Raw genomic sequence first — 13030 nt, forward strand, 5'->3', positions numbered from 1 at the left:
CAATGCCATGAGCATTACGTTTGCGGCTTCAACAGCATATGCAACACCTTGCGATGTGTTTCCTTGATCTTCTGATACTCGCTCTCGGCCATAGTCGGATCAAAGATCATTTTTGCGACAGCCGCATAGAACACCGGTGCCATGACGAAACTAAAGTTGTCAGTGAGCGGATTCGCAAACATCTCACCCTTCGCCACATACTGATCAATCTGACGTTGCTGTTCGGCCCGCGCCGGCATCACGGTTTCTTCGTGCCATCGCTGGATCAATGCCGGCACACGGTGACTCTCTGAGATCACAAGTCGGATGACTTCAATCGTCTGAGGTGTGAGACCCGCATACGTATTATCGATAAATGCATCAATCTGCTCATCGAGGTTTAGATCTCCTTGCACGTGCTGCCAAAATCCTTGTGATGGAGCGAGCAAATCTTTGAGCAAGGTTTCGAAAATTTCATCCTTGTTGGCAAAGTGCACGTAGAGGTTGGCCTTGGATGTACCCGCGCGTTGGGCGATCTTTGAAATACTCGCTGCAGTAAAGCCCAGCGAACCAAATTCGATCAGTGCTGCATCCAGAATCTGCCGACGGCGCACTTCCGGCAACAAACGCACGCGCGTTTTTGTCACACTGGATTTTTCTGCGCTGGCTTGTTTTTTTGAAATTGATGTCATAGCTGTTTTTGTATTGCTGATTGCTCTGTTCGTGATTTGTTTTTCTAGATCGACACGGCTGCGCTGATAACGACAGCGACACTTAAATGAACGACTGGTCATTAGTTTAGACCATCGTGTAATCATCAATCAATAGAATTCAGGCAGCAGTCATCCGCTGCTCGTCAGCATAGACAATGATTTGCATAGGAAACGAACCTATGCTGAGGCGACAATCCTGTCTGTCAAAGTGAATAGGATACTTGCAATGATTGATGTGATATCACTTGGATATCATTCAATACTGAAATGTCCGTTATCGGCCAGAAGCGGATATTCAGTGAACGACTAAAAGTTGCCGACCATTCCAATGATTACTTGGCATTCAGCATTGCGTTACCCAAGATGCTGCTTCCCTTATCGACTAATACTTTGCCTGCATTCAGTCGATCACGGTCTTCCCGATTCTGGCTTAGTTTGAATTTTCCTACCAATCGAGTAATGTCGATTTCAATACCCACGATGGCTTTTAGCATCATGTCTATGTAGTCTTGAGGTGCATCACCCATCTTCCAAGGTATGGCTTCGCTCGCCTCAAAATTTCTGGTCAATCGCGCGACGACACCACGTACATATTTCTCATCGTCATGAACGGTGATGCGACCATGAGCATGAACCACACGGTAATTCCATGTCGGAACTTGTTTGTGTGCTTCATGTTTACTGGGATACCAATTGGGAGAGACATAGGCATCTTCCGAGCGAAAGATAATCAGCACATCATCCCCGTTCTGTATGGACTGCCAGACAGGGTTGTTACGCGCCACATGCGCACGCAACAAACCTCGTTCACCTACTTTGGCATCCAGCTCGAAAGGAATATGGTTTGCATCCAAGCCGTCGGCGCCATGCGTAATAAGCGCACCGAATGGATGAGTCGCGATAAAGTCATGCAAAACTTCTTGGCGCGATTCTTCAAAATGGCTGGGTACGTACATGGAACCTCCTATCGTCGGATTCATGATTTTATACTGCTGATGCGACTTTATATTGCGAGCGGGATCCAGCACCGCTGCTTACAAGCGTTCAGTTCTGAAGGCAGGAATCACAGAGCACGCTGTTCGGCGATATCCATAAAAGATCCGACCAAGCGACCTGCACGCCGTTCGGCCAGGCAATACACATAGGTATGCGTGCTGACAGGATCTCCCTGTATGTACACTTTGCGAAAACGCGGGTCCGGAATGAATTCCGCATCCGAGACAGTACCCAAACCCAGTCCACGCGCTACTGCTTCACGCAGCGCTTCGCGACTACCGATTTCCATCACCACTTGCGGCTGTACACCGACTTTTTCTAGCGCCGCTTCCAAGGCCAGGCGCGTGGTAGACCCTCGTTCGCGCATGAGCAGCGGCTGGTGCTCCAGTTCCTTCAGCGTCACGGAGTCGCGTTTGGCGAACGGGTGATCGATGTGCGCAAACAGTACTACCGGATGTTTGGCATAAGGCACGCTTATAAAGCGTGCGTCATTCGAAAAATTGGCCAGTATCGCGACGTCGGTGACATAGTTTTCCAGGTCATTGAGCGATTGTGCCGAGTTGCCCAGCTTGATAGACAACTCCACCTTGGGATAGCGCGCGCGATAAACATCCACCATTTCGATGACATGGAATGGGCCCACCGCACCTATACGCAAACTTCCTGCATGCAGCGTCCCCGAATTGACCAATAGGTTGAGCGCATCGACTTCCAGCTCGGCAATATTTTGTGCGATCGGTAACAAACGTTGTGCGGTTTCACTGAGATCTATCCTGCGTCCACGCCGAAAAAATAATTCCACGTTGTACTCACGCTCCAGCGCTTGCACTTGAGTAGTTAAGGTCGGCTGACTCAAGCCGAGCGCACGCGCAGCAGCGGAAAAGCCACGGTGGCGAGCGACGGCAAGGAAGGCGCGGAGTTGGGCAGAAGTCATCTATAGCTTTTATCTATACTTTGATGCCACATTTTATATTATTTCGATAATAAGACTGTCATAAAACGTCCTTAACCTTGCACGTGTTCAAAACAAATCCAATTCCGTATTTGTTTTCAGTTACTCCGGCTTACACCGACCAACACGGCAACGATTAAGGATCAATCATGAAACGACGTTTTCTTTTAGCACTCTGCATGAGCGTTCTCAGTGTCTCGCTCTTGACCCAACCTGCATTGGCAGCACCGACACTGACCATCGGCCTGATTCCGGCAGAAGATGCGCAAGCCATGCTGGAAAACAGCAAGCAAGTCATCAGCAGCCTGCAGGACCAACTGGGCATGCCGGTCAAGCCGTTCATCGCAACCGACTACAACGGCATCATCGAAGCTTTGCGTGCGAAGAAACTGGACGTCGCCTATCTCGGCCCTTTCTCTTATGTACTCGCCAGCTCGGTCGCTAACGTTGAAGCTTTCTCCGTCGCCGAAACCAAGAAGAACGGCAAGAGCTTCTACAAGAGCTTGATCATCGTGCGCAAGGACAGCGGTATACAAAACATCGAACAACTGAAAGGCCAGACCATGGCTTTCGTTGATCCGACTTCTGCTTCCGGCCATCTTTTCCCGAGCGCCGGCCTGCGTAAAAACAATATCGATCCAAACAAATACTTTTCCCGCGTGATTTTCTCAGGTTCACATGACGCCAGTATTTTGGCAGTGGCGAATAAGAAGGTAGACGCTGCCGCAGTGGCGGATCGTATCCTGGCTTCCGCGATTGCCAAGGGCGTGGTCAAGGAATCCGATTTCAATATTATCTGGGCTTCACCTGATATCCCGGAGTCGCCTATGGTCTGGCGCAAGGATCTGGATCCGGCACTGAAGAAAAAGATCGCCGCAGCTTTCGCCAATATCAAGGACGTCAAATGGGGCGACCAGGGTGTCTTGAATGGTTTTGTCGCGACCGATGACAGCGCTTACAACGTCGTGCGTGATGCGGCCAAGATACTCAACCTTGATCTCAAGGGGATGAAATGATCAAGATCCGTTCCCTCACCAAGCAATACGGCAAGAATGTCGTGCTGCGCGGTATCGACCTTGATGTCGTACCCGGTGAATTCCTGGTAATCCTCGGCCCGTCGGGTGCCGGCAAATCTACTCTGCTGCGTTGTATCAATGGCTTGATTACACCGAGCGGTGGTGAATTGTCCGTCGCCGGCTTTGATGCGACGAACACCGGCAGCCGTCGCAATCTGCGCGGATTGCGTCAGCAAGTGGCAATGATCTTCCAGCATCACAATGTAGTGCCGCGCTTATCAGTGCTGAAGAATGTATTGACCGGTCGTCTCGGTCAGGTGTCGACACTGTCTTCCCTGCTGCAATTGTTTTCGAAACAGGATGTGGCGCTGGCGATGGATTGCCTGCGCCGGGTCGAACTGGAACACAAGGCCGGCGAACGTACCGATGCGTTGTCCGGCGGCCAGCGTCAGCGCGTCGGTATTGCACGTGCACTGGCACAGCAGCCGAAAGTCATATTGGCCGATGAACCTATCGCCAGCCTTGATCCAAAAACCGCGCACCTGGTATTGCAATACTTGCGCGATGCTTGCCGCGAACTGGGCATCACCGTGATCTGCAATTTGCATCAGGTTGAATACGCACGGGAATTCGGTGATCGCATAGTCGGCCTCGCCGGCGGCAAGCTGGTGTTCGATGGTCGCAGCAGTGAGCTGAGGGAATCGCATATCAACCTGATTTATGGCGGCTTCGATAAGGCGCAAGAAACGCAAATAGCTACCAACGGCGCCACACATAGTGAAATCCAGCATCCCGCAGAGCTGTCTTTGCAAGGAGCTTTATCATGAGTGCATCACTACGAGCAACGCGCGACGACGCGAGCTATCACAACTACATCTGGACTGGTCCACGCCCACTGACCATACGTTCCTGGTTGCTGTGCATCGCCGCTGTCGTATTGACTGCTTTCGTGCTGGCATGGAGCGCGCGCGGCACGCAACTGAGCTGGACGGAACTGGCGAATGGCTTGCCGCAAATCGGTGACTTCCTCAGTCGTTCCTTTCCGCCGAACTGGAGCATACTCGGCTCGCTGGTCGGTCCTGCGATCGAGACCTTGCAGATCGCATTGTGGGGCACATTGCTAGGCGTACTTGGCGCGATTCCGGTGTCCTTCCTCGCGGCACGTAACCTGAATAAAAATCGCCTCGTCTACCAGACCGTGCGCCAGTTCCTCAACATCACACGCAGCATCAATGAATTGATCCTGGCCTTGATCTTCGTTTCGGCTGTCGGCCTTGGTCCCTTCCCTGGTGTGCTGGCATTGGCATTGCACGGCATCGGCATGGTCGGCAAATTCTTTGCTGAAAGCATAGAAGAAATCGACGAAGGTCCACTCGAAGCATTGCGTGCTACCGGCGCAGGTCCGCTGCAAGTCATTGCCTTCGGCGTGCTGCCGCAAGTCATCACCGCGTGGATTGCAACCGTGCTGTATCGCTTCGAAGTCAATCTGCGCCAAGCCACTGTATTGGGCATGGTCGGCGCCGGTGGTCTCGGCTTTGAACTGGTCAACAGCCTCAAGCTATTCAAGTACCAGGAAACTGCGACCTGCATCGTCGTGGTGACCCTGATGGTAGTGGTCGCAGACACACTATCGAGCCGCCTGCGGCAAATGATCCAGGACGGTCACACGCACTGATATTGCGCGGTGTAAGTCCTGGGAGTTCATCTGAACTTTCACTCTAGAAAAAACAAACCATGTGGAATTATCACAATCCGGTGTCGGTTCATACCGACACCAAGGGCTTGTCACGCCTTGCAACTTTGCTTGGTGACAGGCGTGCACTACTGATTACCTTTCCGGAAGCAGCCGCCCTCGGCATCGAAGGACAGATCGCAAGCTTGCTGGGCAAGCAGTTGGTCGGCATTGAAAACGCAGTGCAACCGAATCCTGACATTAGCTGGCTGGCGGCGATGTATGAACGGATCTGGCAGCGCTACGCAGATGTGGAATGCATCATCGCGCTTGGCGGTGGCAGTGTCATCGACTGTGCCAAGGTCATGCTGACGCCGACACCATCGGGTCGCTTCGACGAACTGCTGGAACATTTGCGTGGTGGCGCTCAGTTGTCCGGCGTCGGTGCCAAGGCCTTGATTGCCATCCCGAGCACGGCTGGCACCGGCAGTGAAGTGACGCCATGGGCCACGGTATGGGATGCGGCAGCCGGCAATAAGTATTCACTGCATTGCGCATGGACCTGGCCGCAGACTGCAATGATAGATGCGACGCTAATGTTGAGTGTGCCGGCATCGACGACGCTGGCAAGTGGACTCGATGCACTGTCACATTCCCTGGAAGCTATCTGGAACGTCAATCGCAATCCGGTTTCTTCCAGCCTGGCTTTCGGCGCGGCGCGCGAGATCCTGGCAAGCCTGCCCTTGCTGATGCAGGACCTTGGCAATTTGTCCCTGCGTGAACGCATGGCTGGTGCCGCGCTGCAGGCGGGTTTGGCTTTTTCGAATACCAAGACCGCACTCGCCCATTCACTTTCATATGACATTACTTTGACGCACGGCGTGGTACACGGCATCGCCTGTTCGTTCTCGTTACCGCACGTCATGCGCCTTGCCTTCGGCAAGGATGCGCAAGTCGATGCCTTGCTGCTGCGTATCTTCGACGCCACGCATACCGAGGCGGCAGTCGCGCGCCTGATCGCTTTCCTCGAAGGCCTGGGCGTCAGCACCGATCCTGCCAGCTACGGCATCGTCGACAGCATGGATGGCCTGGTGCAGCTCGCCTTGCAAGGGCCGCGCGGGCGCAACTTCATTTCCAACATCGCAAATTAAAACGCTTCCCTCATACAACGAATACAAAGGATTCATCATGCTCAACTCCGCCAAACCGGCCATTCCACTGGAAGCCGTGATCTTCGATTGGGCCGGCACGCTGGTCGACTACGGTTCACTGGCACCGACCCAAATCTTTGTCGATGCATTCAAAAGCTTTGGCATAGACATCAGCCTGGAACAGGCGCGCGGTCCTATGGGCTTATCCAAATGGCAGCACATCCGCACCTTGCTGAATGACGCCGTTATCGCAGCACAGTGGCAGCAATGCACGGGCAAGCCGCCGACCGACCAGGATGTCGATGCGCTCTATGCGCGCTTCATGCCGATGCAAATCGCCAAGGTCGGCGAATACTCGCAAGCCATCACCGGCGCTGCTGCTACTTTGGAAACTTTACGTGCGCAAGGTTTAAAGGTCGGCTCCTGTTCCGGTTATCCACGCGTGGTACTAGACGTGTTGCTGCCACTGGCGGCGCAAGAAGGTATCGCGCCGGATCATGTGATTGCCGGTGATGAACTGGCTGCCGGTGGTCGCCCTGGTCCATATATGGCGCTCGCGAATGTACTGGCACTCAAGATCGGCGACGTGGCCGGCTGCATCAAGGTGGATGACACCGTACCTGGCATCCATGAAGGTTTGCGCGCCGGCATGTGGAGCGTCGGTGTTTCCCTGTCCGGTAATGAAGTCGGCCATACGCAGGAACAGTTGGCGCAACTGCCGCCGGAACAGGTCGCAACTCTGAAAGCGAATGCGGAACAGCGCCTGCGTGAGGCTGGTGCGCACTATGTGATTGATAGCGTCGCCGACCTGCCTCTCGTGGTGCAGCAAATCTCGGCTCGCTTGCAAGCGGGGGAGCGGCCCTGACGCGACCGGCATCGTTCTGCCCACCTGCTATAGCAATGGGTGCGCATGGATAGCTTTGCCGCAACACGCGTCATGGGCCTTACAGACTGTAGTCATGGAACACAGAAAGGGGGCGCATCCGCAGCAGGCAATAAATTTGTACCGCGTAGTCGTATTGCATCAACCAGCACAAGCAAGCATCAACACACGAAAACATCCGATTCTTGAGGGATTTAAAAAATGAAAATGAAAAAACTGGCGACAGCAATGTTCGCCGCATTCGGCCTGATGGCTACCGGCGCTTACGCGCAATCCAACGTCACCATCTACGGCATCATGGATACCGGCGTCGAGTATGTGAACAACGCCAATGCGAATAAAGATGGTTTAGCCCGGCTGAACTCCGGCACGATGAATACTTCGCGTCTGGGCTTCCGTGGCGTTGAAGATCTGGGTGGCGGTTTGAAAGCAGTATTCCAATTGGAAAGTGGCCTCAAGGTAGACACCGGCGCGCAAGATGCTCCTGATTTTTTCGGCCGTCAGGCCAATGTCGGACTGGAAGGTAGCTGGGGCCGTATCATTGCCGGTCGTTCTTTCACCACCACCTATGATTTCATCGGGCAATTTGATCCTACCGGCTATTCGGCCGCTTATTCATGGGTGACTGCAGGCAGTGCAACCGGCGATCGCAAAGATGGCATGGTGACCAACTCACCAAATATGGTTAAGTACTTGGGCAAATTCGGCGACTTCAAAGTCGGCGCAAACTATGGTTTTGGTGAGGTTGCCGGCAACACGCAAGCTGGCTCCCAATTCGACCTGGGTGCAGGTTATGACCGCGGTCCTTTGCACCTCGCCGCGACCGTGCAACGCGCGAATGGCGCAGCCAACGGCTTTGGTGCATACGATAAAGCTACGATCATGCATCTGGCTGGCGACTATCAATTCAACGATACTTGGGGATTGGATCTTGGCTATCGCAATTACAAAAAGACCTTTGCAAATAATGCGACCGACTTGCGCAGCAATTTTTACTGGGGCGGCCTTACATACAGAACTACTCCGGCGCTGACCCTGATCGCCCTGCTCTCCTATCAGGACATCAAGAATGTTGCGGCCAACACCGATGCAGATCCATACATGCTCACACTACGCGCGAAGTATGCATTGTCGAAGCGTACGGATCTGTACTTGACTGCTGCTTACGCCAAGGCAAAGAACGGACAACTGATTGGTGTATCACGTGATGACAAAGGTTACGCCAACAACCAGACCGGTATGATGGCCGGCATCCAGCATCGGTTTTAGCAATCAGAATTTTTAAGGAAGTGAAATATCAATTTCACTTCCTTTTAAATAATCTTTGTGAACATCTTTCAAAGTAGGCATTGCGCTCAATTTTGCAATGTCTGCTTTGAGTCGAAAGCATACGTCAGCTTTCGGCCAATAGCGGACATCAGCGTGACAGCGATGTGCGCTTGCCAAAATGTAGGAATGTGTAATACTTCCAAAACTCCGCGAAAAACGGTTTCGGCATTTGGCTCCTGAGCCACAGTTCTGACGACCGCATACACGTCAACCGGCACTTATGGGTTGACCAGCGTTTCCCCCGACATCTGTCGGATTTATTACGAACGGTTGTGCTTTAGCGCGACGCGCCGTATTTATAGGAACGCGCCATGAAAAAATCTCTCAGCTTGTCGAAGTCATCATTAAATTCTCAAATTGCAATTGTAGGTGCTGGCTTGGGTGGATTGACGCTCGCACGTGTTCTGTACATCAATGGAATCCAGGCGACCATTTATGAAGCAGAGACATCGTCGCGTGCACGTGACCAAGGTGGGTTGCTTGATATTCACGAATACAACGGTCAGTTGGGATTAAAAGCCGCAGGTCTCTACGAAAAATTCCTTAGTCTCATTCTTCCGAGTGAGGATGCCAAACGAGTGGTCGATAGGCACGGGAATGTTCTATTAGATAAGCCCGGTTTGGGTAGTCTCGCCAAACCGGAAGTAGATAGAGGAGAGCTTCGCCAGCTTCTCATCGAATCATTGCCTGTGGATGCCATCAAGTGGGGCCACAAAGTCGCAAAAACCAATCGTTTGAATGATGGTCGGCATCGACTGACATTCTCCGATGGCTCTTCCGTAACTGCCGACCTGCTGGTTGGCGCCGACGGCGCATGGTCAAGAGTTCGTCCGCTTCTTTCTTCTATAAATCCGACGTACATAGGCACCACCTTCATAGAAACCAACCTTTTCAATGGCGACACTCGACATAAGCCAAGCGCAGACGCAATTGGCACTGGCACGCTGATGGCAGTGGAACCAGGGAAAGGTATTTTGGCGCACCGTTACGCGAGTGGAACTTTGCACACCTACATTGCGTTGAATAAGTCAGAGGCATGGATTAGTGAGATTGATTTCAACAATCCAATAACGGCACTAAAACGCATTGCTGCTGAATTCGATGACTGGGCTCCTCAGTTGAGGGCACTAATTACCGATGGTGAGACGAAGCCGGTTGTAAGGCCGATATATGCTCTTCCAATCAATCATAGATGGGAACGAATACCGGGCGTGACCTTACTGGGTGATGCCGCTCACTTGATGTCGCCGTTTGCGGGCGAAGGAGCCAACCTTGCAATATATGATGGAGCCGAATTGGGAAAGGCTATTTGTGCAAATCCTAGTGATATTGAGGCCGCATTAGTAGAGTACGAACGGGCATTGTTTCCCCGTAGCGAAGCTGCCGCAGACCAGACGTTTAGGAACCATCAGCGCTTTTTCGGAGCGGATGCGCCTCAAAGCGTCGTAGAAATCTTTTCTTAGCACTAGTTTCCTCCAATGTCCGCTTTGGGTCGAAAGTAGACGTTCGCCACGCGATATTAAACGATCACACCAATAAAAAAAGCCGGATAACAATCCGGCTTTTTTTCATGCATCAAACAAGCATCAGCCTGTAACAGCGCCTTTACTTGCAGTCGATGCCAAGGCTGCATATTTTGCCAATACACCACGTGTATAACGTGGTGCAGGTTGTTTCCAGTTGGCGCGACGACGTGCGATTTCTTCTTCCGATACATTCAATTGAATCAGCAATTGATGTGCATCGATAGTGACAGAGTCGCCCTCTTCGACCAAGCCAATCAGACCACCAACGAATGCTTCTGGCGATACGTGACCAACGACCATGCCCCAGGTACCGCCAGAGAAACGACCATCGGTAATCAAGCCTACCGATTCACCCAAACCTTGGCCGACCAGTGCTGAAGTTGGCGCCAACATCTCAGGCATACCTGGACCGCCTTTAGGTCCCAGATAGCGCATGACGAGTACGTCGCCAGCGACAATCTTCTTCGCCATGATCGCGTCCATTGCCGTGTATTCGTCGTCGAACACACGTGCAGGACCAGTGATGACTGGATTTTTCAAACCGGTAATTTTGGCAACACAACCTTCAGGTGACAGATTGCCTTTCAAAATCGCCAAGTGACCTTGCGCGTACAAAGCCTTGTCGATGGTGTGGATCACGTCTTGATCAGCACGTGGAACCGACGGAATATTAGTCAGCGCTTCAGCAACGGTTTGACCGGTAATCGTCATGCAATCACCATGCAGCAAACCTGCGTCGAGCAATACTTTCATGACTTGTGGAATGCCGCCAGCTTTATGCAAATCGGTTGCCACGTATTTACCGGATGGTTTCAGATCGCAGATGACTGGGACTTTTTTACGCATGCGTTCGAAGTCGTCGATGGTCCAATCGATTTCTGCTGCGTGTGCAATTGCCAGGAAGTGCAAGACCGCATTGGTCGAACCGCCGGTTGCCATGATGACGGCAACTGCGTTTTCGATTGCTTTGCGTGTCACGATATCGCGTGGCTTCAAGTCGTTCTTGATCGCTTGGATCAGTACGCGTGCGGATTCCGCTGCGGAGCCGACTTTTTCATCGTCAGGATTAGCCATGGTCGATGAGTAAGGCAATGCCAGACCCAACGCTTCAAACGAAGACGACATGGTGTTCGCGGTGTACATACCGCCACAGGAACCAGCCGATGGGCAAGCATTGCGTTCGATACCGTCGAAATCTTCTTGCGACATACGGCCAGCGGTAAATTCACCGACCGCTTCAAATGCGGAAACGATGGTCAGGTCTTTACCTTTCCAGTTACCTGGTTTGATGGTGCCGCCGTAGACATAAATACTAGGCACGTTGGTGCGCAACATCGCGATCATGCCGCCTGGCATATTTTTGTCGCAACCACCAATGACCAACACGCCGTCCATCCATTGGCCGTTGACTGCAGTTTCGATACAGTCGGCGATGACTTCGCGCGAAATCAGCGAATACTTCATGCCTTCCGTACCCATGGACATACCGTCGGAGATCGTCGGTGTGCCGAATACTTGTGGATTGCCGCCTTCATCCTTGATGGTCTTGATAGCGATATCTGCCAGCTTTTGCAGACCAGAGTTACATGGCGTGATCGTCGAATGACCGTTGGCGATACCGACCATAGGTTTGTCGAAATCTTCCTTTTCGTAGCCCATTGCGTAATACATAGAGCGATTCGGGCTGCGGGAGATACCCTGCGTAATATTTTTCGAGCGGCGATTGAATGCCATGATGACTCCAGAAAGAATGCAAATCGGTACGTTGCAATAAAGGCTGCAACGATTGCCTGCCCGGTAACAGGGCAAATCCTTGAAAAGAGCGCCTAGATTGCCTTGCGTCGAGCCATGTGTCAAATATATGATTCCATCATGATCAATATGTAAAATATATTGATATGAGGTAAATTATCGCCATGAATATCGAATTAAGACAACTACGCTACTTCGTCACCGTCGCCGAGGAAATGCACTTTGGCCGTGCTGCGCTACGTCTGCACATGACGCAGCCGCCTTTGTCGCAGTCGATACAAGCGCTGGAAGCCATGCTGGGTGTGCAACTATTCCGCCGCACCAGTCGCAGCGTGGCACTGACGCCGGCTGGCATCGCTCTGCTGCCAGAAGCACGCCGCATCCTGCAACAAACCGCAGCCTTGCCTGATTTGATGCGACGCGCGGCATCCGGCGCATCCGGCCGCTTGTCGCTGGCATTTGTCTCGACTGCCGATTACAGCGTGCTGCCACCCTTCCTGCGCGAATTCCGCGAAGCGTATCCCGATGTGGAAATCGATCTGCGCGAAGCGACCACTGACATTCAACTGGACGATCTGGCCCAAGGGCGCATTGATGTCGGCCTGCTGATCCCGCCTTTGCCGGACAAAGCCAAGCTGCAACTGGATTATTTACCTGTTTTATCTGAACCTTTGATTCTGGCCGCACCTAAGGGATTGAAGGCTTTGCGTGGAAAACAGACCGTGGCATTGCAGGCTGTAGCCGAGATGCCGCTGATTATTTTCCCCCGACGGATTGCTCCTGCCTTTCACGACGCGATTCTGGCTTGTTATCGCGACGCCGGTTTGACGCCGCATATCGGGCAGGAAGCAATACAGATGCAAACCATCATCGGTTTGGTGTCTGCCGGCATGGGTATCGCGCTTGTGCCACAATCCGTCTCAAACCTAAAACGTCCTGGTGTCGACTATAAAGCGCTGGCAAATAAAACGCCTTTAGTCGAAACCGGTTTGGCATGGCGACGCGATAATACGTCGCCGGTGCTGAACGCTTTTCTTGAATTATTGCGAAAGAAATAGAAC

At 52.4% G+C, this 13030-nt stretch carries 12 protein-coding genes; 8 read left to right on the plus strand and 4 right to left on the minus strand.

Annotated features, from left to right (window positions below):
* Positions 1-14: 14 nt before the first annotated feature.
* From AC07N2_RS00495 to AC07N2_RS00505, 3 genes are all read right to left on the minus strand, one after another.
* A complete protein-coding gene (locus tag AC07N2_RS00495) occupies positions 15-797 on the minus strand; it encodes a TetR/AcrR family transcriptional regulator (protein WP_494778087.1) in 783 nt (260 codons plus the stop codon).
* Between the two features lie 227 nt (positions 798-1024).
* Positions 1025-1648 (minus strand): FMN-binding negative transcriptional regulator, encoded by a 624-nt coding sequence (locus AC07N2_RS00500; RefSeq protein ID WP_494776528.1) that lies wholly within the window; start codon positions 1646-1648, stop codon positions 1025-1027.
* Positions 1649-1755: 107 nt separating this feature from the next.
* Positions 1756-2622 carry a LysR substrate-binding domain-containing protein gene (locus AC07N2_RS00505; protein ID WP_494776529.1) on the minus strand — a complete coding sequence of 289 codons (867 nt, stop codon included), beginning with the start codon at positions 2620-2622 and terminating at the stop codon, positions 1756-1758.
* A gap of 167 nt (positions 2623-2789) precedes the next feature.
* Between AC07N2_RS00505 and phnD the strand changes: the two genes are divergently transcribed.
* The 7 genes from phnD (at position 2790) to AC07N2_RS00540 (ending at position 10154) form a co-directional block, all read left to right on the plus strand.
* A complete protein-coding gene (phnD, locus tag AC07N2_RS00510) occupies positions 2790-3656 on the plus strand; it encodes a phosphonate ABC transporter substrate-binding protein (RefSeq protein WP_494776530.1) in 867 nt (288 codons plus the stop codon).
* Complete coding sequence (gene phnC / locus AC07N2_RS00515) at positions 3653-4483, plus strand: phosphonate ABC transporter ATP-binding protein (protein ID WP_494776531.1); 831 nt, start codon at positions 3653-3655, stop codon at positions 4481-4483. The genes phnD and phnC overlap by 4 nt, the downstream gene beginning before the upstream one ends.
* Entirely contained in the window at positions 4480-5331 is an 852-nt protein-coding gene (gene phnE, locus AC07N2_RS00520; protein ID WP_494776532.1) for a phosphonate ABC transporter, permease protein PhnE, read from the plus strand. The genes phnC and phnE overlap by 4 nt, the downstream gene beginning before the upstream one ends.
* A 59-nt stretch (positions 5332-5390) precedes the next feature.
* On the plus strand, positions 5391-6479 hold the full coding sequence (psrA, locus tag AC07N2_RS00525; RefSeq protein WP_494776533.1) for an iron-containing alcohol dehydrogenase PsrA: 1089 nt from the start codon (positions 5391-5393) through the stop codon (positions 6477-6479).
* A gap of 37 nt (positions 6480-6516) precedes the next feature.
* Positions 6517-7344, plus strand: coding sequence for a phosphonoacetaldehyde hydrolase (gene phnX / locus AC07N2_RS00530; RefSeq protein ID WP_494776534.1), 828 nt, complete (start codon positions 6517-6519; stop codon positions 7342-7344).
* A 219-nt stretch (positions 7345-7563) separates the two neighbouring features.
* Positions 7564-8631, plus strand: a complete 1068-nt coding sequence (locus tag AC07N2_RS00535; RefSeq protein WP_494776535.1) for a porin — start codon at positions 7564-7566, stop codon at positions 8629-8631.
* A 371-nt stretch (positions 8632-9002) separates the two neighbouring features.
* On the plus strand, positions 9003-10154 hold the full coding sequence (locus AC07N2_RS00540; protein WP_494776536.1) for an FAD-dependent oxidoreductase: 1152 nt from the start codon (positions 9003-9005) through the stop codon (positions 10152-10154).
* 123 nt (positions 10155-10277) lie between these two features.
* Here the strand turns inward: AC07N2_RS00540 and ilvD are convergent, their stop codons facing one another.
* Positions 10278-11951 carry a dihydroxy-acid dehydratase gene (gene ilvD, locus AC07N2_RS00545; protein WP_494776537.1) on the minus strand — a complete coding sequence of 558 codons (1674 nt, stop codon included), beginning with the start codon at positions 11949-11951 and terminating at the stop codon, positions 10278-10280.
* A 182-nt stretch (positions 11952-12133) separates the two neighbouring features.
* Between ilvD and AC07N2_RS00550 the strand changes: the two genes are divergently transcribed.
* Complete coding sequence (locus AC07N2_RS00550) at positions 12134-13027, plus strand: LysR family transcriptional regulator (RefSeq protein WP_494776538.1); 894 nt, start codon at positions 12134-12136, stop codon at positions 13025-13027.
* Positions 13028-13030: the final 3 nt, after the last annotated feature.

The organism is Herminiimonas sp. GW821-FHT09C12 (genome assembly GCF_059416385.1).